The organism is Nesterenkonia lutea (assembly GCF_014873955.1).
GTDB classification, from domain to species: domain Bacteria; phylum Actinomycetota; class Actinomycetes; order Actinomycetales; family Micrococcaceae; genus Nesterenkonia; species Nesterenkonia lutea.
The window spans coordinates 588,587-610,234 of the sequence record NZ_JADBED010000001.1 but is presented as its reverse complement, the minus strand read 5'-3'; the positions used below and the strand labels follow the sequence as shown (position 1 = coordinate 610,234).

General features: G+C 66.4%; 23 protein-coding genes. 6 read left to right on the top strand and 17 right to left on the bottom strand.

Going from position 1 to position 21,648, the window contains the following annotated elements; translation table 11 throughout:
- Positions 1–13 precede the first annotated feature (13 nt).
- Positions 14–658, top strand: coding sequence for a VOC family protein (locus H4W27_RS02840; RefSeq protein WP_192594592.1), 645 nt, complete (start codon positions 14–16; stop codon positions 656–658).
- A 149-nt stretch (positions 659–807) separates the two neighbouring features.
- Positions 808–1,944 (top strand): CDP-glycerol glycerophosphotransferase family protein, encoded by a 1,137-nt coding sequence (locus tag H4W27_RS02835; RefSeq protein ID WP_192594591.1) that lies wholly within the window; start codon positions 808–810, stop codon positions 1,942–1,944.
- Positions 1,945–1,982: 38 nt separating this feature from the next.
- Here H4W27_RS02835 and H4W27_RS02830 read toward each other — a convergent pair whose 3' ends face one another.
- From H4W27_RS02830 to H4W27_RS02790, 9 genes are all read right to left on the bottom strand, one after another.
- A complete protein-coding gene (locus tag H4W27_RS02830) occupies positions 1,983–2,279 on the bottom strand; it encodes a DUF4235 domain-containing protein (protein WP_192594590.1) in 297 nt (98 codons plus the stop codon).
- Between the two features lie 55 nt (positions 2,280–2,334).
- A complete protein-coding gene (locus tag H4W27_RS02825) occupies positions 2,335–2,721 on the bottom strand; it encodes a DUF3618 domain-containing protein (RefSeq protein WP_192594589.1) in 387 nt (128 codons plus the stop codon).
- Positions 2,708–3,073, bottom strand: a complete 366-nt coding sequence (locus H4W27_RS02820) for a phage holin family protein (protein WP_192594588.1) — start codon at positions 3,071–3,073, stop codon at positions 2,708–2,710. The genes H4W27_RS02825 and H4W27_RS02820 overlap by 14 nt, the downstream gene beginning before the upstream one ends.
- A 194-nt stretch (positions 3,074–3,267) precedes the next feature.
- Complete coding sequence (locus H4W27_RS02815) at positions 3,268–4,149, bottom strand: manganese catalase family protein (protein ID WP_192594587.1); 882 nt, start codon at positions 4,147–4,149, stop codon at positions 3,268–3,270.
- A gap of 78 nt (positions 4,150–4,227) precedes the next feature.
- Positions 4,228–4,839, bottom strand: a complete 612-nt coding sequence (locus tag H4W27_RS02810) for a DUF3618 domain-containing protein (protein WP_192594586.1) — start codon at positions 4,837–4,839, stop codon at positions 4,228–4,230.
- Entirely contained in the window at positions 4,836–5,261 is a 426-nt protein-coding gene (locus H4W27_RS02805) for a phage holin family protein (RefSeq protein WP_192594585.1), read from the bottom strand. The genes H4W27_RS02810 and H4W27_RS02805 overlap by 4 nt, the downstream gene beginning before the upstream one ends.
- Entirely contained in the window at positions 5,258–6,280 is a 1,023-nt protein-coding gene (locus tag H4W27_RS02800; protein ID WP_192594584.1) for a hypothetical protein, read from the bottom strand. The genes H4W27_RS02805 and H4W27_RS02800 overlap by 4 nt, the downstream gene beginning before the upstream one ends.
- 150 nt (positions 6,281–6,430) lie before the next feature.
- Positions 6,431–6,919 carry a DUF4383 domain-containing protein gene (locus H4W27_RS02795; protein WP_192594583.1) on the bottom strand — a complete coding sequence of 163 codons (489 nt, stop codon included), beginning with the start codon at positions 6,917–6,919 and terminating at the stop codon, positions 6,431–6,433.
- Positions 6,920–6,951: 32 nt separating this feature from the next.
- Complete coding sequence (locus H4W27_RS02790; protein WP_192594582.1) at positions 6,952–7,467, bottom strand: CBS domain-containing protein; 516 nt, start codon at positions 7,465–7,467, stop codon at positions 6,952–6,954.
- A 135-nt stretch (positions 7,468–7,602) separates the two neighbouring features.
- Here H4W27_RS02790 and H4W27_RS02785 point away from each other — a divergent pair, with 135 nt between their 5' ends.
- Positions 7,603–8,334 carry a GAF and ANTAR domain-containing protein gene (locus tag H4W27_RS02785; RefSeq protein ID WP_192594581.1) on the top strand — a complete coding sequence of 244 codons (732 nt, stop codon included), beginning with the start codon at positions 7,603–7,605 and terminating at the stop codon, positions 8,332–8,334.
- A gap of 13 nt (positions 8,335–8,347) precedes the next feature.
- Here the strand turns inward: H4W27_RS02785 and H4W27_RS02780 are convergent, their stop codons facing one another.
- Positions 8,348–10,009: a variant leucine-rich repeat-containing protein gene (locus H4W27_RS02780; RefSeq protein ID WP_192594580.1), complete on the bottom strand. Its 1,662-nt coding sequence runs from the start codon at positions 10,007–10,009 to the stop codon at positions 8,348–8,350.
- A gap of 223 nt (positions 10,010–10,232) precedes the next feature.
- Between H4W27_RS02780 and tagD (H4W27_RS02775) the strand changes: the two genes are divergently transcribed.
- Together tagD (H4W27_RS02775) and tagD (H4W27_RS02770) are read left to right on the top strand one after the other, a co-directional pair.
- A complete protein-coding gene (tagD, locus tag H4W27_RS02775; RefSeq protein WP_192594579.1) occupies positions 10,233–10,691 on the top strand; it encodes a glycerol-3-phosphate cytidylyltransferase in 459 nt (152 codons plus the stop codon).
- A gap of 35 nt (positions 10,692–10,726) precedes the next feature.
- A complete protein-coding gene (gene tagD, locus H4W27_RS02770; RefSeq protein WP_192594578.1) occupies positions 10,727–11,251 on the top strand; it encodes a glycerol-3-phosphate cytidylyltransferase in 525 nt (174 codons plus the stop codon).
- Between the two features lie 58 nt (positions 11,252–11,309).
- On the opposite strand, the gene H4W27_RS02765 is transcribed toward tagD (H4W27_RS02770), so the two are convergent.
- Genes H4W27_RS02765 through H4W27_RS02750 form a run of 4 tightly spaced genes read right to left on the bottom strand, consistent with a single transcriptional unit; the run spans position 11,310 to position 16,589 of the window.
- Positions 11,310–12,056 (bottom strand): histidine phosphatase family protein, encoded by a 747-nt coding sequence (locus tag H4W27_RS02765; RefSeq protein ID WP_192594577.1) that lies wholly within the window; start codon positions 12,054–12,056, stop codon positions 11,310–11,312.
- 29 nt (positions 12,057–12,085) lie between these two features.
- Entirely contained in the window at positions 12,086–13,843 is a 1,758-nt protein-coding gene (locus H4W27_RS02760; protein WP_192594576.1) for a tetratricopeptide repeat protein, read from the bottom strand.
- Positions 13,844–13,847: 4 nt separating this feature from the next.
- The gene (locus H4W27_RS02755) at positions 13,848–15,827 is read right to left on the bottom strand and encodes a tetratricopeptide repeat protein (protein ID WP_192594575.1); all 1,980 of its coding nucleotides are present in this window, start codon (positions 15,825–15,827) and stop codon (positions 13,848–13,850) included.
- A gap of 15 nt (positions 15,828–15,842) precedes the next feature.
- Positions 15,843–16,589, bottom strand: coding sequence for an acylneuraminate cytidylyltransferase family protein (locus H4W27_RS02750; protein ID WP_192594574.1), 747 nt, complete (start codon positions 16,587–16,589; stop codon positions 15,843–15,845).
- A 92-nt stretch (positions 16,590–16,681) separates the two neighbouring features.
- On the opposite strand from H4W27_RS02750, the gene H4W27_RS02745 reads away from it, so the two are divergent.
- Positions 16,682–17,812 carry a glycosyltransferase family 2 protein gene (locus H4W27_RS02745; RefSeq protein ID WP_192594573.1) on the top strand — a complete coding sequence of 377 codons (1,131 nt, stop codon included), beginning with the start codon at positions 16,682–16,684 and terminating at the stop codon, positions 17,810–17,812.
- A 32-nt stretch (positions 17,813–17,844) separates the two neighbouring features.
- Here the strand turns inward: H4W27_RS02745 and H4W27_RS02740 are convergent, their stop codons facing one another.
- The 3 genes from H4W27_RS02740 to H4W27_RS02730 all read right to left on the bottom strand — a co-directional run bounded on the left by H4W27_RS02740 (position 17,845) and on the right by H4W27_RS02730 (position 21,602).
- Positions 17,845–18,585 carry an NYN domain-containing protein gene (locus H4W27_RS02740; protein WP_192594572.1) on the bottom strand — a complete coding sequence of 247 codons (741 nt, stop codon included), beginning with the start codon at positions 18,583–18,585 and terminating at the stop codon, positions 17,845–17,847.
- 93 nt (positions 18,586–18,678) lie between these two features.
- Entirely contained in the window at positions 18,679–19,101 is a 423-nt protein-coding gene (locus H4W27_RS02735; RefSeq protein ID WP_192594571.1) for a hypothetical protein, read from the bottom strand.
- Positions 19,098–21,602, bottom strand: coding sequence for a glycosyltransferase family 2 protein (locus H4W27_RS02730; protein WP_192594570.1), 2,505 nt, complete (start codon positions 21,600–21,602; stop codon positions 19,098–19,100). The genes H4W27_RS02735 and H4W27_RS02730 overlap by 4 nt, the downstream gene beginning before the upstream one ends.
- Positions 21,603–21,648 lie beyond the last annotated feature (46 nt).

The window sequence follows — 21,648 nt, the reverse complement described above, 5'->3', positions numbered from 1 at the left end:
CCATGATGGCCACATGATGCGCCTCGATCACGTCTCGTATGCAGTCGGCCCCGACGGAATGGAATCCACGGTGGAGCGGATCACCGATGCGCTGGGCGTGGAGCGCGTCCGCGGCGGCATCCACCCCCGCTTCGGCACCCGCAACGCGATCATCCCGCTGGCCAACCGCCAGTACCTGGAGATCGTGGAGGTGCTGGACCATCCCAGCGCGGACAAGGCCCCCTTCGGCCAGGCCGTGCGCAACCGCTCCCAGGTGGGCGGCGGCTGGATGGGCTGGTGCGTGAGCGTCGATGACCTCTCCCCCTTCGAGGAGCGGCTCGGCCGCAAGGCGGTGCCGGGCAACCGCAAGTTCCCCGACGGCCAGGAGCTGACCTGGCAGCAGATCGGGATCAAGGGACTCATCGCTGATCCCCAGGTCCCCTACCTGCTGCGCTGGAACGAGGGCACCGACGGACTGCACCCCTCCCAGGCCTATCCCCCGCAGGCACAGCTGACCAAGCTCAGCATCGCCGGCTCCCCCAAGCGGGTCACCGAGTGGCTGGCCTGCCCGAATGTGGATCCCTTCGAGGACGTTGATGTCGAATGGATCGCCCCCTCGGGCACGCCGGGCATCATGACCGTGACCTTCCGCGGCCCCAAGGGCGATGTCACCATCTGAGCAGATGATCTCCGGACCGCCGCAGATCACTCCGGGCAGCTTCGGCGGAACGTGCGCTAAGGTGACACCAGAATCCGATAAGTTCATCCGGGAAACAAGATGAGAAATCTCGAATCTGTGCGGGTGGACATGTCACCTCGAGGAGCAGCGTGATCAGAGCGGTCTTGCCTCATGCGCTGAGCGTGCTGACGGTCGGTGCCCGCGCGATCTACGCGGTCATGAAGCTGCTGCCCGTGCAGAAGAAGGTCATCCTGATCACCCGCGAGCCGCGGCAGATCTCCGCGGACTTCCAGCTGCTGCAGGAGTCGCTGAAGCGCAAACATCCCGGACACCGTGTGCTGGTGATCAAGCACAACAAGCTCAGCCCCAGCTATCTGGGCCGCGCGCTGCGCGAGATGTACCACCTGGCCACCTGCGACGGCTGCCTGGTGGACGGCTACATCATCCCGGTGAGCATCCTCAATCACCGCAAGGACCTGCGGATCGGTCAGATCTGGCACGCGCTGGGCGCTATCAAGAAGTTCGGCCACCTGGCCTCGGGCCGCCGCGAGGGCCTGACGCCCCGGGTGGCGGAGTCCATGCGCATGCATGAGAACTACTCGTTCATCTGCGCCTCCGGCAGCGTCACCGCCGAGACCTACGCACAGGCCTTCGGGGTCCCGCCGGAGATGGTCCAGCCGCTGGGCATGCCTCGGGTGGACTATCTGCTCGACGACGCCGGCCACGCCGCCCGCCGGAACAAGATCCTGCAGCGCCACCCCTGGCTGACCCATGGCAAGACCGTGATCTATGTGCCCACCTTCCGCCGCGGACAGCAGGTCGCGTATCAGGAGCTTGCCGCAGCCTTCGACGGCGAGCTCGGCAACCTCGTGATGCTGCCGCACCCGGCCGACCGGACCCCCGTGCCGGAGTCCAACGGGGTCATCGTCGGCACAGGCGACTTCGGGGTGCTCGACTGGCTCAGCGTGGCCGATGTTGTCATCACCGACTATTCAGCGATCACCTACGAGGCCACCCTGCGCGACATTCCCCTGGTGTTCTGGCCCTATGACATGGACTACTACCTCAAGGCGCGCGGACTCGCCCTGGACTACCTCGCAGAGATCCCTGGTCCGATCGCCGGCTCGGCGGCGGAGGCCGTGACCACTGCGCTGGAGCTGGACAGCACGGACTACAACGGATTCCGCTCCCGCCACCTGGACTTCGTCACCAATCCCGACGGTTCGCTGCCGCTGGAGAACCCCCGGTGCGCCGACCGGATCGTCGACGCCCTGGAGCTCTCCTAGCGAGCGCCCCGTGGTCTCGGAGAAACTTCAGGCGGGGATCAGTCCCCGGGCCATTCACCGGTGAGCCGCTGGAACACCCATGCTCCGCCTCGATCCACGAGCGCCTTGGCGAAGGCGAAGATGGCCCCCTGAATGGCGGCGGCCAGGAGCACCTCCCCGAGATTGAACTCGGACTGCAGAGCCTTGGGCGCGTCCTTTCCGTCGTTCTTCGAGCCCAGTTTCCAGACCTTCTTGAACACTGCCCCGGCGATCGCGCCGCTGATCAGGCTGTTGAGCAGCCCGATGGGGCGGTAGAGCGCCTTGGCAGCCGTGTTGCTGGATTCGTTCTTGGCCATCATTGCTTCCTTCCCTCGCCATGCTGGAAAAATGCCGGAAAACTCAGGAATCAGGTCACCGTCGGTCCGAAACGATCACGAGGACGGCAGCCACCGCGCACAGAGCCGAGACGATGATCCAGCCGTTCCTGTTCGGTCTGCCCCGCTCGTCCAGGACGAAATCTCTGGCGTGCCTGGTATAGGCGGCGACCTGATCCTGCGCCTCATGGGCCTGTTCGAGCACCCGTTCCTTGGTCTCGTCGATCTGGTCCCGCGCCTGAGACTTGACGTCGAGCTTCTCGGCCAGCGCACCGACGGTCTCACCGAGATCGCGACGCGTACGTTCGAGGTCAGCCTCGATCTCCTCCAGCGAGGCGTCCTTCGCAGGCTCGGGCCGAGCCGTGGACGGGCTCTCACGGGCCTGACGCGGTGCCTGGCGGTCTTCGGGATTAGGCGTTGTCATGGTGGCTGTGCTCCTTGACCTCGGCAACGTCGCGGTTGACGTTGGTGATTGTCCGTTCAGGGGCCGGCGAAAGGTCCTCGACCTTCTTCTTGCCCAGGAGCGCCGCGATTCCGGCAGCGATGAACAGGACCACTGTGACGATCAGCGCGGCGGCCCACGCCGGCAGGATCACTGCCAGTCCGAGGATCGCTGTGGCGATGAGGGCACCAAATCCGAACCAGGCAAGGATTCCGCCGGCTCCGAAGAATCCGGCTCCGATCCCGCCCTGTTTGGCCTTCGCGGTCAGCTCAGCCTGGGCGAGCTTCAGCTCGTCCCGGACCAGCCGTGAGGACTGCTCCGACAGTCGAGTCATCAACTCGGCGACGGACGGTTCCGACGATCTTGCTGGGTGACTCACGAGATGCACCTCTCATATCGAATCGATGGATGAGGCCGTCGCCGCGATCGGCGGAGCCGACGCTGCGGCGACAGTCCTCCCGGTAGACGGGCCCGGCGCGGCAGAGGTCCCGTGTGGAGAATCTCTGCCGCGCCGGACGGGCATGTCGCCTATTCCTTCTTCAGCTTGTCCTGAACAGCCCCTGCGGTCTTCTCGACCGCATTGGGCAGCTCGGTCGTGCCGTAGAAACGGGAATCAGGGTGGGTGGGAGGCGGCATCGGCACACCCTCCATCGGCGTCTCTACGTAGCTGAACTCCCCGAGCCCGTCCGGGCTCGGTCCCGAAGCCCAAGGACCCTCCGCCATGGATGCGCCGTCGGAGAAGTTGATCGCCTGGTAGGAGAACTCCCGGTGCTCCTTCTTGATCGGGAAGTTGCTCGGCACCGGCAGCTCCTCGATCTTCTGCTCCTGCAGCTCCCGGGCGGCGGCCAGCCACTGGTTCTGATGATGCGTGTCTCGGGCCAGCAGGAAGGACAGCAGATCCCGCACACCGGGATCGTCGGTCTGGTGATAAAGCCGCGCGACCTGGATCCGGCCCTGCATCTCCGCATTGATGTTCGAGGTGAAATCAGCCAGCAGGTTTCCGCTGGCGGTCACATAGCCGGCGTTCCACGGGTTGCCGTTGCTGTCCACCGGACGCGCCCCGGCGCCGGCGACGATCGCGTCCTGGACATCCATGCCCCCGACCACGGCGGCCACCGTCGGATCGTTCTGGACGGCCTCATCGGTGATCCCATGCGGCGCCTTCTCCAGCAGCTGGGCGACCATGGTGGCGAGCATCTCTACGTGGCCGAACTCCTCGGCGGCGGTGGAGAAGAGCAGGTCACGGTATTTTCCGGGGATGTGGGCGTTCCAGGCCTGGAAGCTGTACTGCATGGCCACGGTGATCTCGCCGTACTGACCGCCGATGACCTCTTGGAGCTTGCGCGCGTAGACCGCGTCGGGCTTCTCCGGGGTGGCGTTGTACTGAAGTGCTTGTTTATGCAGAAACATGTTTCCTCCGGATCAATGACGGATGGGGTGTCATAGTAAACACTCGTGCTCCAACGTGGGGACCCCTGGGGGCCGCGCTCAGCTGCCTCGGACCTCGTCGGCCGAGGACTTCGCGGAGTCGGTGACCGAGCTCTTCTGGGACTGGCCCTCCGACTTCACGTTCTCTGCGCCCTCAGCGGCCGATTCCTGGACCCGCTGCGCAGACTCCTTGGCTGGCTCCTTGAGCTCCTGGGCCATCGACTGTGCCTGGCCCTTCGCGTCCTCGACCAGAGGCTGAGCGCGGTCTTCGAGCTTCGCCGCGGCCTGCTTCTCCGGGTCGGAGGCCGGCAGCAGGGAGGCCGCGAGCCACCCCGCACCCAGTGCGATGACCCCGGCGGCCAGCGGGTTGCCCTGCGCCTTGCGCTTGGCCTCATGCGGGGCCCGCTGGGCGGCGTCGGTCGCGTCGTGCGCGGCCGAACGCACGGAATCACCGGCCTCGGAGGCACGGTCAGAAAGCTGCGTCTTCGTCTCGTCTGCTGAACCCATCACTTGGTCCTTCCATCCGCCCACAGTGCTGCGAACCTTGTCGGTCTGGCGCTGTGCCGCCTTCGAGGGCGACACCTTGTCCGCCACGGCATCGACGTCGAGAGAGAGGCTGCTGCGGGTGCGCTCGATATCTGCACGGATCTCATCGGGATTCTGCTGTGTCATCGTGATTCCTTCGCGGGTTTGAGAGCGTCGGGAACTTCCTTGAGGGTCTCCGTGGTCTGCGGCGCCCCTTCGACTTCATCGAGATTCTTCTTGCCGAGCCACGCCAGCACTCCCGCGATGATCGCCCAGATCACTGCGACGATCACGGCGGACCAGGCGTTCCCGAGAGCGGTGTCGCCCAGGGCGGCCCAGAGGGCGATGGAGAGGAAGAGCAGGACGAAGTGACCGGCGACCCCGGCACCGCCGAACATGCCGGCGCCCTTTCCTGCGTCCTTCGCCGTCTTGCTCAGCTCTGCCTTGGCCAGCGCGATCTCTTGCCGGATGAGTGTCGAGAGGTCATGGCTGACCTGGGACATCAGGGAGCCGAGGGATTCTTCCTCGGCCTTGCGCTCGGGCTCGGTGGGAGGAGGGACGCTGCTCATCGGCCACCACCGCCGGCATACGGATCAGTGCTCTCGGTGTACCCCGGAGTGGTGCTGCTCGGGCCCGTCTCATAGGCGGGAGCGCCGTGGCTCTCGGTTCCGGACACCGGCGCAGGAGCGGCCGGTGCAGCGGGGGCGGCAGCCGCGCCTGCGGAACCTGCCGCGGAGCGGGTTCCGCTGTTGCTGGAACCACTGTTGCCCGGCGCATTGTTGCCGGAATCACTGTTGCCAGCACCACCGTTGCCGGACGTGCTGTTGCCGGACGTGCTGTTGCCGGAGCTGCCTGACTTCTGTGACCGGCTCTGACCTCCGCCATAGGCGTGGTTCTGCTGCACGCCGCGGGTCAGTCGACCGGCGGCGAAGCCGACACCGGCTGCGATCGCGAGGAATGCGACGGGACGCCGGCGTGCGAAACGCTGCACCTCGTCGAGCACCTCACGGGGATCGTGATCCTCGAGCCAGGTAGCGGTGGCATCGGCACGGGAACCGAGCTGGTCGGCGAGGTCCTTGGCGTAACCGGCTTCGGGCTTCTCTCCGCGAGCCATCCGGCCGACGTCGTCGCTGAAGCTTCGAACGGTCTCAGCGGCGCGATCCAGCTGATCCGAAGCCTGGGACTCGAGCATCGAGGAGGCCTCTCCGCCCAGGCGCTTCGCCTCGCGGACCACGTCATCCTTGACATCGGCGGCCTCACTGGCGGCCGTGTCCTTGACAGCCCTGCCGGCTTCCTGCGCGTCACCGGCGACGTCCTGGGCGGCGCCCTTGGCCTGATCACCCTTGCCCTGGTCACTCTTGTCCGGGGAGCCTGACTCCGCGGAATGGCGGGCCGAGTACCCCGGCTGTCCGGAACCCGGCTGGGGTGCCGGCGGCTGGGGTGCAGGGGGGCCGGTGTTGACGGAGGTCACCGGCTCGGTCATCGGCGAGGCTGGATCAGCCTTCGGAGGGACGGGGGCGCCGGGGGTCGCATTCCCGGTCTGCTCAGGGGTGGGGTGCCGCGGCGGCGTGTTGTGTGACTCTGTCATGACTGCCTTTCATAGAAATCTTCGGCACTGACAGGGGCTGAGACCCTGTGCAGTCTGACGCTAAAATCGTTGTCTGACATTTTCCTGATCATCCCTCCAACATTTCCTTGGAGGTCGGTGGACCGGACGTGAACTGTTCTGTCCACCGGCTCAGCGTCGACGGGGGCGGCCTCTGCGCTCGGCCACCTCAGCGCGATTGGCATGGCGGGGCAGAAAGGACAGGGCGATCATGGTCACGCCCAGCACCAGGTGGAGCCAGTCATCGGCGCTGTTCAGGGGCACGAAGTTCGCCGCTGAGTCCTTGTCGATGAAGAGTCCATAGAGCCACAGCAGCAGGTAGACTGCACCGCCCCAGCGCAGGAAGACGCGTGCAGCTCCCCCGGTGCGGGCCATGATCACGCCGAGCACCCCGTAGAGCAGGTGCACGATGTTGTGCAGGATCGAGACCTGGAAGATCCCCAGCAGCATCGCTTCAGAGTGATGTCCGATGAACTGCATGGTGTCGTACCCGGTGGTCACCCCAGGGATGAATCCTGCGACGCCTACCAGGAGGAACACCACTGCGTAGAGCAGCGCTGCAAGTTGGACGGGGGACTTCCGGCTTCGTGTGCGGTCGGGGTGGGTGTCTGATGTCGTCATCATTTCCTCTTCCGTAGTGGATTCATGCTCGTTCATGCAGGGGACGGGGACGCCGGCGGGGACTGGTCGCCGACCAGACCGAGCGCGTCGAAGACGGAGGCTCGTTCTTCCAGGCACCAGGCGAAGACGTCATCCGGGTAGAGGATCCCCACCGGCTGGAAGTCATCGACCACGAGCAGCGGCTTGGCCTCGGCGTCGCGGTAGCGTCCCAGGACCGTCTCGAGGGAGTCGGTGGGGGTGAGGGAATCTTCAACCGACTGGGCCAGACAGGCGCAGCGCCTGCGCTTCCACCGCTCGGGATCCTCGGCAGCCTCCGACGCGAGGTCAGACTCGGAGATCAGTCCCAGTGGCTGATGCGAGAGCCCGAGCAGCAGTGCGGCGGTGTTGGTTCCGCTGACCAGGCGCGCTGCGTCCTCCAGGGACCGGGTGACGGAGATTGTGCGTTCGATCGATGACATCAGCTGATCCACCGTGGTCGTGCTCGCCCGCGCGCCGTCGGGCGCAGAGGTGGCCGAGGGGGTGGTGGTGCGAGATGAGGTGAGCTCCATGGGTATCCCTTGTATTTCAGAAACAAGGCCCGTTGCTTGAGCTGAGACGAGAGTACCTCATCGAGGCAGAGATTGGCAGACCGGGTTCACGTTCCGCCGGTTGGCCCCCAGAGGCGGACTGTAGGGTGGTCAGCAATGGACACCATCCTGGAACCCCGAGATCTTTCGGCAGAGCTGACCCAGCTCCTGCTGGAAGACCATGACATCTCCGACGTGCTCAAGACCGTGGCTGAGCTGGCCGCGCAGCAGCTCTCCACCGATCGGGAGGTGCTCTGCGGCATCATCCTCAAGCGGGCCAAGCGCAACACCGTGGTGGCCACCAGCTCCGCCGAGGCGCAGCAGATGGATGAGCATCAGGCCGGCTTCGACGAGGGGCCATGCCTGGAGGCCCAGAAGACCAGCAGGGTCATCAGCGTCCCCGATGTCCGCAACGAAGGACGGTGGCCCCAGTACATGACAGAGGTGCGCGACCACGGGCTCCGCAGCATCCTCGCCGTGCCGCTGACCATCGACGCCACCTCCACGGCGGCGATGAACTTCTACGCCCACGAGACTGAGGCGTTCCACGAGGCCGAGATCGACACGGCGAAGCGATACACCGAGGTGGCGTCTCAGATGGTCGCCATCGCGCTGCGCATGGCCAGGTACGCCGACGACGCCGAAGATCGTCGCATCGCCATGGAGTCCCGGACCGTGATCGACCTGGCGGTGGGCATCATCATGGGCCAGAACCGATGCAGCCAGCAGCAGGCCGTGGAGATCCTCAAGACCGCCTCGAACAACCGCAACATCAAACTGCGTGACCTGGCCGAACAGATCACCACTGCCGTGGGCCAGGATGCGCCCACCACCAGCTTCGAACCCTAGGCAGTTCTGGGGGTCAGTTCGTCGGGTAGTGCCCGCGCTCGGAGATCTCGAAGCCGTTGCCGCTGAGCGCGTTGTAGCAGGAGACGCGATCATCCAGGGAGACGCAGGCCATGAAGCCGTCGCTGGCCGCCTGATCCACGCCGAGGGTCTCATAGTCCTCCTCCTGCACCGGGTTCCCGCAGTCCAGCTGCGCCGCGGCGTCCACCTGCATCAGGTAGGTGGTGCCCTCATCGCAGCCCGCGGGGGCGACGTAGTCGTGCTCATAGGCGGTGCAGCGCAGGCCGCCGTCGAACTCGCAGGCGATGTTGCCGTCGGGGGTGACGAAGGAGGACATGTTCTCCGCCCCGCCGATCGGGATCGAGCGGTTCACCCAATCGGTGCCCGCGGTCTCCATGGTCTCGGTGGCGGCCTCGACCTCAGCGCCGCTGCGTGCGCCCTGGAAGACCGAGGCGGCGTAGACGGAGGAACACTCGGACTGCAGCTCCCCGAAGGTCTCCTCCACCAGCTGGGCGTCCTCCTCGGTGAGGGCATCGCTCTCGGCGCCGAGCGTGAGGTAGTCGCTGACCACGGAGGCGTCTCCCGAGGGAGACTGACAGCTCGTGTCGGCCGCGAGTGAGGTGACGGCGGCGCGCGCATCCTCGAGCGCCTCCTCGTTCTCCTGCGAGGTCTCCTCAGCGGTGGGCTCTTCGGCGGCGGTCTCTTCCGGCGTGGGCTCTTCCTCTTCGGGAGTCGCCTCCTCAGAGGTGACCGGCGCGGGTTCGGCCAGCGGCTCGTCCTCGTCCCCCAGGGTGGTGAACATCAGCGCACCGATGCCCAGGAGAACGACGACGGCCAGGGCCACTCCGGTGAGCACCTTGGCCCGAGAACCCTCAGGCCTGGGCGCGGACTGTGTGCGTGGCTCGACGACCGGCTCCTCAGCCTGCCCGCCCGGGTGGACAGGGTAGGCCGCCGGATACGCGGCCGGATACGACGCCGGGTATCCAGGATCAGCTGCCACTGCTGCGGGCTCCGGGTCAACAGGTGCGGCATGAACAGGGTCGGGCGCGGGAGCCGGGGGCTCGGCAGGCGCCGGGTTCACCGGGTAGTCGTAGGATTCCTGGTCCCGCACGGGAACTGACTCCGGCTCCGCTGCAGTCCCGGATGCAGGCTCAGGGTCGGACTCAGGCGCAGAGTCAGACTCGGGCCCGGTCTCAGAATCAGGCTCAGACTCAGGCGCGGTTTCGGACGCAGCGGCCGCGGCGGCGGGCACGCCGAGGATCTCGGGCTCCTGGTGCTGGTGAGCACGGGCCACGTGCCGGGGCACCGTGGGCTGCTCCAGAGACTCCCCCTCCTCCGCAGCCGGCTGGGCGGGAAGGTTCTCCGTCTCGTCCTGGTGGGCCGGGATGTCGGCGGTGCGCGGGTCCCACATCTGGTGCAGCGGATCGGAGTCCGCAGGGGCGGCGACGTCGTCCGCCGGGGACGCGACGTCAGGCCGCTGTGCGATGGCGGCGTTGATGGCGGGGTCTCCGAGCTGGCCGAGCGCGTCCACGAGCTCTGGGTATGCCCCTGGGTTCGCCGCGACGGCGGGGCGAAGCTGGGCATGGTGTTCGGCGATCCAGTGCAGCATCTCCCAGTCGGTGCGGGGGTCTGAGGCAAGTGCTGCCAGATCATCTGGGTCAGGGGTGTTGGTGCTCACCGTCCCCAGCATACGTCGAGGTTCGTCTGCGAAGCCAAGGCGGAAGCCGGGGCAGCGGCCGTCGCCTGCGCGGAAAAGCTCACTCCCTGCACGCGGAGATCCTCAAGTCCTTCTTGAAACCTGGAGTTTCCCTGGGCTTGTTAGTATGCGCAGGATGGGTATAACAGCTCCGGACCAGATTCGTCCGGCGGCGCGCTGACAGGTTAGGGGAAATGACGCGGATATGAAGCGCATTCTCACGTACGGCACCTTTGATCTCCTCCACTGGGGTCATATCAACCTGCTCAAACGCGCCCGCGCGCAGGGCGACTACCTCGTCGTCGGCGCCAGCACCGACGAGTTCAACACCGCCAAAGGCGCACGTCGGCCCAGCTACCACCAGTTCGAGGTCCGCAAGACCATGCTCGAAGCCGTCCGCTACGTGGACCTGGTCATCCCCGAGGAGAGCTGGGAGCAGAAGATCGAGGACATCCGCCGTTTCCACATCGACACCGTCGTGATGGGTGACAACTGGAAGGGCTCCGAACGCTTCGAACACCTGCGCAGCTTCTGCGACGTGGTGTTCCTGCCGCGGACCCCCGGGTTCTCCACCTCGCAGATCCGCCGGGACCTCCTGGTCGACGCCGTGGGCCGCCCCGCTGAGGTCACGGTCGTCGACGACTCCCGCATGGTCTCGCACTGATCGTGGACCTCCCAGCCCCGAAAGGTCGCTGAGCGATGCGCCGCGTCCTGACCTACGGCACCTACGATCTCCTGCACTGGGGCCATATCCGCCTGCTCCAGCGCGCCAAGGACCTGGGCGACTACCTCATCGTGGGGCTGAGCACCGATGAGTTCAATGAGCTCAAGCCCGGGAAGAAGCCCAGCTACCACTCCTATGAAGTGCGCAAGATGATGCTGGAGTCCATCCGGTTCGTGGACATGGTCGTCCCGGAGACCACCTGGACCCAGAAGGTCGACGATGTCCGGGACCTGGACATCGACATGGTGGTGATGGGCAGCGACTGGGAGGGCTCCCCCCGGTTCGAACACCTGCGTGATCACTGCGAACTGCTCTACCTGCCGCGCACCGAGGGCACCTCAACCAGCCAGATCCGCCGCGACCTGCTCTTCGAAGCGATCCAGTACAAGGCCGAGGCTGAGGCTGAGGAACAGGGCCACCAGCGTCAGGAGACGGCCCGGTTCGCCCCGATTCGCGAGGATCAACCGCACTTCCCCCCGCCGCCCTCCCGCCGCTGGTAGCCCGACTCGAAGACGTCTGCACAATGCTGAGCGGTTGCAGAGCCGCTTGCCCCTTCGACTACTCCAGCTGGGTGAGCACCTCCGGGGAGAGGTTGAACATGCGCAGCTTCGCATAGGCCAGGATCTGCTCATCGGTCAATCCCCGAATCCGCTCGGCTTCCTGCTCCGGGGTCTGCGAATCATCGAGCCCGCCCTTGGGCAGGGAGCTGCTCAGCGGCCCGCCATGCAGCGGCACGTCGATCACGCTGATCGCCCCGGCCGTCACCGAGATCACCCGGGTCCGGTCGATCAGTCCCAGCGCCTCCAGCAGCGCCTTGATCGAGGTGCCATGGGAGACGACGACGGCGGTGCGCAGCGGGTGCTTCTCATCCGCTGACTGCGTGGCCGGGACGTCCGCGGCGGCACGGACGATCCGGAAGAACGCAGCCATCAGCCGCTCCACGAGGGCCTCCGGGGCTTCTCCGCCGGGAGGGGTCCCCTCCCCTGACTTCCACGCCTTATACAGCTCCGGATGCTGCTCCTTCGCCTGGGCGGTCTTCATGCCCTCCCAGTCCCCGAGGTTCTGCTCCGCGAGATCCGCCATGACCTCCGGCGCGTGGTCCAGCCCGAACTCGGCGTAGGTCTGCGCTGTCCGCTCCAACGTGGAGACGTAGCCCTGGGACGGGTTCTGCGAGCGCACGTAGCGCCCGGCGGCCCGGGCCTGGGCGCGGCCGGTCTCGGCGAGGTCGATCGAGGACTGCCCCTGGAGACGGTGGGTCTTGTTCCACTCCGTCTCGCCATGGCGGACCAGCAGGATTCGAATCACGGTGTCATGTCACTTTCAGTGAGAGCTCGTCAGTGCAGTCCGGAGCTGTGTTCGAGCCGGTCGATGTACTCGGCCTCTGGCAGATCCAGCACCTCTGCGGCGACGCCCTGCGGCACCACGATCCCGGTGGCGCAGAACGCCTGCATCAGCCGCCGCTCGAAGACCAGGTCATGGACCATCACGATGTCGTTCAGCGGAGAATGCGGACCGAAGCCGCTGTGCGTGCGGTACCCCGGCGGGTAGCTGCGCTCTCCGGCGTAGAAGTCCGCGCCGAACAGTGCGATCTCCGCCGGGGCGAACTGCAGCAGGTCATAGACCATGCGCTGCAGTCCCAGCGAGGTCCCACGGAAGTAGAGCCCGAACTCGCTGCGGGTGAAGCGCAGCCACTCGGGCTGCTCCTCTACCAGTGTGGCGTAGAAGGGCCGCGCGACGGCGAGCTTCAGGTCCCCGGCCTCGGCAGCCGCTCCGGCGTCCTCCCACATGGCACCCAGGTCGCGGCCGTTGTAATAGGCGATGTCGGTCCGGGTGCCGCTGCGCCTGGCCTCGGCCGGTGAGACGGGGCCGCGAGCCCGGGTACGCACCACCACGTCGTAGGAGTCGATGAGCTCCCCGAGGTCCTCCTCGGTGGCGGCGGGTCCGACCACGGCGACCCGCCTGTCCTGGACCAGACTCAACATCGCGTCATCACCGGGCAGCGGGAACTCGGTCCGGCGGGCAGCTGCGTGGGCCTGCAGCGCAGACGCATCGCCGGCCATCAGTGCGACGTCGGCGCGCAGCTTGGCCAGCTGGAGTCTGGTCAGTGCGGTCGCCGCGTCCACCGGCGGGCGCTCTGCCGCTGCCGCGGCCTTCTGCAGCTGCCCCAGCTGGGCGTAGGCCCCGAGCAGGTGCTTGAACCAGAGCGGGGATTCCAGGGGGATTCCACCCAGCTCCTTGACCCGGTTCCGCGCCATGGCATCGCGCAGCGCGGCTGCCACGCGGAACCGGCGCAGGAACTGCATCCGGACGATCAGCACCTCGAGCAGCAGCTGGTGCAGCCGGTGTGCCTGCTCCGCCACGGCGTCCAGTGCCGCCTCCGCCGCAGTGATGGCATCGGGCGAGGGGTCCTGGGCGAAGATCGACTCCACCCGCGACCAGAACAAGGGGTCCGCGAGCGGGCTGCGGCCGGGCTTGAGCTGCGCGGCCCCGGACCAGATCAGCGGCCAGTCGAAGCTGGACCGGGCCCCTGCGTTGATGATCCCCTCCACCGCCCGAAGATCATTCGGGTTCAGCTCGAGCGCCTGCTGGTAGAGCTCCAGGGCCTGCTCGAACCGGGCGATATAGGGCTTCCGGCAGGCGGCGGCGAGCGCGACCAGCTTGGCCGGAGTCGGGTCCGCAGTCACGGCAGATTCCATGAGGTCGAGTCCGCGCGAGGTGTCCCCCGCGGCGAAGAGAACGCGTCCCAGTCTCCACTGGTTCTTCGCGCTGGAGGGGTCTTCGGTGAAACAAGCCTCGGCCACCGCCAGCTCCTGAAGTGAACTGAGCGGACCAGAGACCAGTCCTGCGATCGGATCGTAGACCAGCCCCCGCTCCCCGGCGCAGTTCCCGGCCTCCACAGCGTCGCGGAGCATCTGCGCCAGCAGGCCACGGTAAGAGCCAGATTCCTCGTCCTGACCGGTCGGCTGGATCCTCCCGGCGGCGCCGAGCACGGCTCGGCGTCCACCGGGCAGCAATGAGGCGCGGCGCGCCCCATATTTGATCATGGCAGCTGCGGCGATCTTCACCCGCAGTCCATGCAGACTCAGCGCCATGAGCTCACGCGGTCCGGGTGGTCAGCGCCGAAGAGGTCTCCAGGCGCTGGATGTACTGCTCCTCGGTGAGTGCGAGGACCTCTCCGGCCACACCCTTCGCATCGAGCACTCCGCTGACGGCCATGGCCTTGGTGAGCCGGTGCTCGAAGGCAAGATCGTGGGCGAGCACCACTTCGTTGACGATCGAGTAGGGGCCCATCTGCTGGTCCTTCACCGGGCGGTAGCCCTTGCCGAAGGCCTTCTGTCCGCTGAAGAAGTCGATGTTGAACAGGCTGACCTGCTCCGGGTGGAACTGCAGCACGTCGTAGAGGATCCTCCCGATCCCCATCGGTGGCCCGTGGAAGCCCAGCGAGTAGTCGTGGCTGTAGAAGCGCAGCCAGTCCGGCAGGTCCTCCCCCGCCGAGGCCATGCTCAGCCCGCGTCCGATCACCATCTGCAGCCGGCCTGCCTCCACGGCGGCGGAGGCCTCGTCGCGGAAGTCGTCGATGTCGCGTCCGGAGAAGTAGGCGATGTCGGTGCGGCTGCCGAGCCGCGCGCGCTGCTCCTCGTCGAACTCGGTCATCAGCCGGGGCCGGATGACCACGTCGTAGCTGTCGATCAGCTCGCCGAGCCGGTCGCCGGTATCGGCGGGCCCGACGACGGCGATCCGCTGGTCCCGGATCAGCCGTTCCATCTGGGGCTCTCCCGGCAGAGGCACCTCGGCCCGGCGCTGCGCGGAGTAGTCCTGGTAGGGCTTGAGGTTGCCGCGGATCAGGTGGGTGTCGGCGGACATCTTGAGCAGCCGCTGGCGGTCCACCTCCTGGTAGGGCGTCCAGGGCATGGGGTCGATGAGCTTCAGCGCCTCGTCCTCGCGGCCGAGGTAGATCAGCGCGGAGAGCAGCTTCTGCCGGTGTCGGGTGTGGCCGGCGGAGCTGGTGCCCAGCCAGGTCACCGTGCGCTGGGCGAGCTCGCGGCGCAGCGCGAAGGAGCTCTGCATCCGCTGCAGGAACTGCAGCCGGTAGACGATCAGCGAGGTGGCCGGCCAGGACAGGCGCAGACCCACGCCGCGCGCAGCCTCCAGGGCGGCGAGTGCCTCGTCGATCTCCTGCTCCGCGGGGGCGGCGGTGAAGAGCTGGCTCAGGCTGCGCGCCAGGTCCAGCTTCGCGGAGATGTTGCGGCCGCGGGAGGATTCGAAGAGCTCGGCGCTGCGCCAGAGACGCGGCCAGTCCTGGTCGGCGCGGCAGCCCATGATGATCACCCCGCGGAAGGCGGTGGGGCTGGTGGGCTTGAGCTGCAGCGCCTTCTCGTAGGCGTCCAGCGAGCGGTCATAGTCTGCGATGTGTGGCTTGCGGTAGGCCGAGCCCAGGTCCGTCCACCAGGTGGCGCGGTTCTCCTTGACCAGGGCGCGCTCCATGAGGTCCAGACCCACGGCCGCGTCGCCGTGTTCGAACTCCAGCTGTCCCCGCTCATGGAGCACGAAGGCGTTCTCCGGGGCGAGCGGCTCTGCCTGCGCCAGGGCTTCCCGGGCCTCCTCGGTGCGCGGGAGCGGGCCCTCGACCAGGCCGGCCACCGGGTCGTGGACGATGTGTCCGCCGGTGGCGCGCAGCAGGGAGCGGGCGAGTGCGATCCAGCGCAGAGGGTCCTCGGGTTCCAGCTGGACTGCACGCCGGCGCATGCTCAACGCGGCGTCGTAGTGCTTGAGCTTGAAGTACTGCGAGGCGAGACGCTCGAGCTTGTCCGCGTCCTGGGCGGAGTCGATGTCCAACCGGGCCAGCAGGGCGGAGGCGCCGCGCGGGTTGGCCTCGAGCAGGACGGTGGCGGCCTTGTCCTGGAAGCTTCCCAGTTTGGAGCGTTCCCCGGTCATCGCCGCTTCGAGCTGGGACGGACCGATGCCTCCGGTGGCCATGACCGCCCGGGCCAGTACAGAGTCGATTCCGGGGATGGCGGTGGCAGCGCCGACAGTGCGCCTGCCCAGTTCAGCGGCGAGGACTAGTGGTTTCAGCATCGGGAGCGAGTCTACTCAGAGCAGGCTGACTCCGCGGTGGGACCGCGCCAGCGCCATGTCCTCAAGCAGCTGGAACTGTTCGGGCCAATCGATGTCCAGGACCGCGTTCTCGGGCAGCTCGTACATCTTAGGGGTGGTGCCGACCCGGTCACCGACCTCACGCATGCGCTGGAACGGGATGAAGTAGGCACCGTGGTTGATCTCGTAGAGGGGTTTGATGTCCTGGCTGCGGGGCCATCTCTCCTGGCTCGGGTCATAGTTGTACGGCCCGTTCTCATCCCAGAGGAAGGTCTGCAGCTTGGTCACAGTCAGCAGGCTGTCGTGACCGGCGCTGGCGGCCTCGCGCCAGGCGCGGATCAGCTCGCGGAAGTACTCGGCTCGCAGGAGCGGGTGAGTCACATGGGTCATACACATCGTCCCGTGATTCTCCAGGGTCGCGACGTAGTTGATGAACTGACTCATGGGCGTGGAGGACCGGCCCAGCTCGTCGGGGCGTTCCAGCGGGATGAAGCGGCTGCCTCCGGTGGTCTTGGCGAAGTCTTCGGTCACGCTGAGCACCAGCGGATCGTTGGAGGAGACGATGATCTTGTCGATCTCCTCCACCAGGGCCAGCTGCTGCAGCTTGAGCTGCAGGAGCCCTCCCGGGATCTCCGCGAAGGGCTTGGTGTTCTTCTGCGGGACCCGCTCGCTGCCGGCGCGGGCGGGGATCACCACAGTGATCGGGTCGACGGCGTCTGCTGAAGTCTGCTCTGAGCTGCTCACAGCCGTCGAGTCTACCCATTCGGCGTCGCGCACCAGGGGTATGGCATATTGTCTTCAGACCCTCCCGGCCCCCAGAAACAGGGAAGACACTCTTGTTCGGCACACTCCGCAGGCTTCGCCCGTACCAGCGCTCTCGCCCCTCCCCCTCTCGGATCCGCGCTGATGCCGGTGCGCCGCTGGTCACCGTGGGGATCACCAGCCACAACGATGCAGAGAAGATCTCCCGCTGCCTGGAGAGCGTCGCGGCGCAGACGCTCGGGGCTGAGCACATCGAGGTGCTCGTGGTGGACGATGGTTCCAAGGACAAGACCTTCGCGGCCGCCCGCGAGCACGAACACAAGGCCTCCTGGGCAGGCTTCGCCGTCAGGCAGCACCGAGCCTCGGGCAGCCCGTCCAAGGGCCGCAACACAATCATGGATGAAGCCGCGGGCGAGTTCGTGTTCTTCGTCGATGCCGACGACTACCTGGGACCCGAGGCGCTGCAGGCGATGACCCAGGCCGCTAAGAAACGGGGCGCGGACATTGTGGTGGGCCGCTATGTGGGGGTGAACCGCTCGGCACCGAACGTGCTGGAGCCCCGTGAACCTGCCGCGGCCCGGGACTACCACTCGGGATGGCTGAACAGCCTGCATGTGCAGAAGCTGTTTCGCACCGCGTTCATCCGCGGCCTCGACTACCGGTTCAACGAGTCCCTGATCTACGCGAGTGATCACCCGTTCATGATCAGCGCCTTCCTCCACGCGGAACGGGTAGCGATGGTCGAGGACGTGGACTGCTACTTCCTCACCATGGATTCGCCCGAGGCGGAGACCACGTCAACCAAGAGCCGGGTGAACGTCTCGCGCGCGGAGATCCCGGCCAAGAAACAGCTGCAGTTCCTCCACGACTGCTTCGGCATCTTGGCCCTGGGACGCGGCCAGGGCGGCCGGACCAGCACCCGTGCCGGGAAGATGCGCGCCGACTACTGGAACCGCCTGCTGAAGCTCCACCTCCCGATGCTGCTGCTGCGCAAGGACGACGACGCCGCCATCGTTGAACTGGCTCAGCAGGCGCTGGGCATGGCCGAGCTCTACGGCGCCCAGACGCAGCGCTCGCGGCTCACCGACGGCGCGCAGATGATGCTAGACACCCTGCGCGAGGCCACAGCCGAGGATGCGGCCGACGGCGGGAAGCTCACCGCTGCGGCCCAGCGGGTGCGTACTGATGTCCGCGGAACGGCGTAGAAGGGGCTGGTAGAGAGATCAAGGAAGCTCTCTCAGCCGGCTGCACTTCGCGTCGGTGTGCGTTTGTCTCGGACGTGAACGACCTGGTTCACCCGCCTGACCTCGAACAGCCCGATTGACTCGATGAGGTCGCTGAGCTTTCGATATCCGTAGTTGCGGGGATCGAGCGATGCCTGGTTGCCGATCTGGTTTCCCACGGCGGCCAGATGCGCCCAGCCGTCATCACCCGTCGCGGCCTCAACAGCGTTGCGCATCAAGAGCACGAGCCGGGCGTCACCACGCAGCTTCGTTGCAGCGGTGTCTGTCTCCGGCGCTGCCTCAGGACTTGCTGTAGGTGGCCCCAGGCCCTCGACATAGACGAACAGGGAACAGGCGTTGACGAACGGTTCCGGGGTCTTCCTCTGACCGAAGCCGTAGACCTTCAGACCGTCCGCCAGTATGCGCATCACCAGCGGCGTGAAATCTGCGTCGCTGGACACGAGAGCGAAGGCATCGACGGAACCGGCGCGGAGAAGATCCATCGCGTCGATGACCATCGCCATGTCCGCGGCGTTCTTGCCCGTGCTGTAGGCGAACTGCTGCATAGGTCTGATCGCGTAGGGATGCAGGGCCGCCTCCCACTGCTGCAGCCGGGGACTCTTCCAGTCCCCGTAAGCTCGCCGAACATTGGCTACGCCGTGGCGAGCCACTTCGGCCAAGACGACATCGACTTTGGATGCCGGCGCATTGTCGGCATCGATGAGCAACGCGATACGCGTCTCTTCAGGCTTCACCTGTTGAGCATGCCGTCGTCCTCGGGTGCGGTCAACTCGCGCCCGAGGTCAGCACCCGACGCACCTGTGGCAAGGACTTCAGGTCCACCGCCTCTATCGGCGCGCCTCGCTGCGAACTTCGGCGCGCAGGCGGGCGATCTCATCCTCCAGATGCTGGCGCTGGTCTTCGAACCCCGCCAGTGTGCGTGCCTCACTGGCTCGCAGCCGAGCCTCCGTGGCATCGAGGGTCCGGTTGATCTGGACCGTGCGCTCATCGATGCGCCGGAACATCGCTGTGGTGCGGGCGGGCTTGACGCTGCGCTCCAGGTCCAAAAGTCGCCTACGGACCCCTGAGGCCGTGTGGGTCATGGCTGCCAGGGTGAGGATCACCAGCGCCGAGAAGAGCCCGAAGCTCACCAAGCCTGCCGCAGCGGCGAAGACCCACAGCTGCATCAGCACGGTGACCAGCGTGACCCCCAGGGCCAGGATATAGACGGCGATCAGTGCCAGCTGCTGTTGAGAGAGTCCGCGAGTCATAGGGTCAGTGTCTCCTGATTGAGTGAGGTCATGGCCTGATTTGCCAACTGACCGATGAAGTCTGAGTAACCGGGCGAGGTATGCTGCCGCGCGAACGCCGCGCCACGTTCGGCCTGCGCGGCGAAGAGTTCATCCTCGGCGCTGTACCGCTGGATCGATGCCTGTACCGTGGCGGCGTCCGCGTAGACCGCCGCCGATCCGTAGACCGGTTCGAAAGCCACCGGGAGGATCACGACGGTGCCGGCGGCCATCGCTTCGAGGACGGCTCGCTCGGGCTTGCTGGGCGGGGTCTGGGCGTAGTGCACGAAGAAGTCCACGGCTCGGTAGAAGCGCGGGCGGGAAGTCTGTCCGGGCTCGAAGACCACCCAGTTCGCGGGGAGGTGTCGGACACCGAGGGCTCGCTGCGCTGCTCCCGGGTCGCCATAGAGGCGGACGTCGGTCTCACCGTCGGCCGGCCAGCGAGCCAGCGTCTCAGCGCTCTGGGCGGGCCAGTCGTCCCGCGTGACGCCAGCCCAGCGGCCTAGGACCGGTCGACGGGCGGAGAGCGAGCGCCGCCGCGGAGTTGTCGCCTGCGGCTCGAAGGGGCTGGTGTGGATCAGCCCGCTGAGGTCCTCCGGCGGGATCAGCTCCGCCAGCGACCCGTGGATGGATTCCGTAGCAGCCATCCACCGAGGGCGGCGACCGAAGTACGCCTCCGCGTGCCGGGTGCACTCCCCCGGGAGGTAGCTCACCACGGAACGCGCGTCACGTGGGGGCTCTTCGGCCGTCACCACCACCTGCTCGGGGGTGAAGGCGGCGGCCCCGGCGGGCATGAACTGCAACAGCTCGGGGCTGCGCACCAGCAATATCCCGACTTGGTGAAAGTCTTCGTCGGCGAGGACCAGCTGGACATGACCGGAAGAGATGAGCGCCTCGATCGGCGCGCAGTGTGTTCTGGCGTATTGGGCAAGGTGAAGCGCATTGTCCAGGTGCAGGACGCCCACGCGATATCCAGCGTGCAGCAGTTGGTCGATCTCTTCGAGTGCGCTGATCTGGGTGGGGCCGTATTCGCACCAGTCTGCGGCGATGACCACATCAAGCTTTGGACCGACTTCAGGGGCTTGGGTGAAGCGCGCCGGAACATGTAGCGGGGCTTCGACGCAGTCGGTGAGCCGCAGCTGTTCAGGAGTGGCGCGTGAGTGCCAGTCTTTATAGGAGCTCCAGAAGGCTCGCCTGGCGGGGTGCTGCCAGCCGGGGCGGAAGTCGGCGCGGGAGAGAGAGTCCGGAAGAATCCGCATGAAGATCAGCGGTTCCTTGATCTGACCGACTGGCCGATGCATATAGGCGGCCAGTCGGTTGCGCAGCTCGTTGTCGGCGGCTTTCCGGGCCGGAAGGTAGCCACCAAGCTCCCGGAGCAGATGCGCGGGCGCCATGAGCGTCGGCGCACTGGGGATGTAAGGCAGGTAGCCGCGACGGATGCGCACCAGATCCTCGGTCATGTTCACCGTGTAGACCTGGTTGCCCGGCTGGTCCGGGTGCCGGAGGAGGTCCTTGACCTGCCTTTCGATGCGCTGCGGGTGGGACCAGTCGTCGGCGTCCTGGCCTGTGATGAACTCTCCACGGGCCTGCGCGATCCCGACATTGCGGGCGGCGTAGGTCCCGCCATTCGTGCTCAGCCGGATCACCCGGACTCTCTCATCCAGTTTCTCGAGCTCGTCGAGGATTGGAGTGAACTCTGCGGACGAGGCATCATCGAGGATCAGCAGCTCGAGATTCTGCCAGGTCTGTTCCAGGATGGACCGTGCCGACTGCAGGACGTCCTCCCGCTCAGGCTCGAATGCAGTCATGATCACGGTGACCAGCGGATCGGTCGGTTCTTCCCCCACGCTTGGAGTCTCAGACATTACGGGGTCGTACGTGAGCCGGTTGAAGGGAATCCCGTTGCCGGGGCGCAGCGTCACGGGGCTGAGACCATAGTCTTCAAACTGCCTGTTGAAACGTTCCAGCCACCTCTCCTGCGAGAGACCGTGGCTGCCGCGGATGAAGGGGCTGCGAGAGTCTGTGACCAGATAGTCGAAGTGGAAGGACCGCACCTGAGGGTGGCGGACAAAGAGCTCCTCGAGCTCCGGGAAGCGCTGCTGTTCAAAGAGCAGCTCGACTTCGAGCTTCAGGAGTCGACGCCGGTTCTGCACGACCTCGGTGGGTTGCCGGTTTACCAGCTTGAGAGCTGCTGAGGCTAATTCGGTGTCAGTGGGTTCAGTGTTCTGCAGCGCGCACACTCCGGCGAGGCGGGCGAGCCATTCCAGGTCCAGTGAGTAACTGGAGACCCTGGCCGCGAGAACCTGCTGGACCAGCTCGGCGTAGCTCATGGTGCCATGAGAGGCTCCGGAAGCTAGGATCTCGCGCATGTGCACCGAGGCGCCTCGGAGAGCGGTGTTCTCGAACTCGGTGATGCGCTCGGCTCCTCGAGACGCGTATCCCTGGATCATTCGAGCCCGCCAGAGGTCCTCGGTGGTGCTCATCTGTGCCCTTTCATACGCTGCCCGGCATCTGAGATGCGTCCCGGAG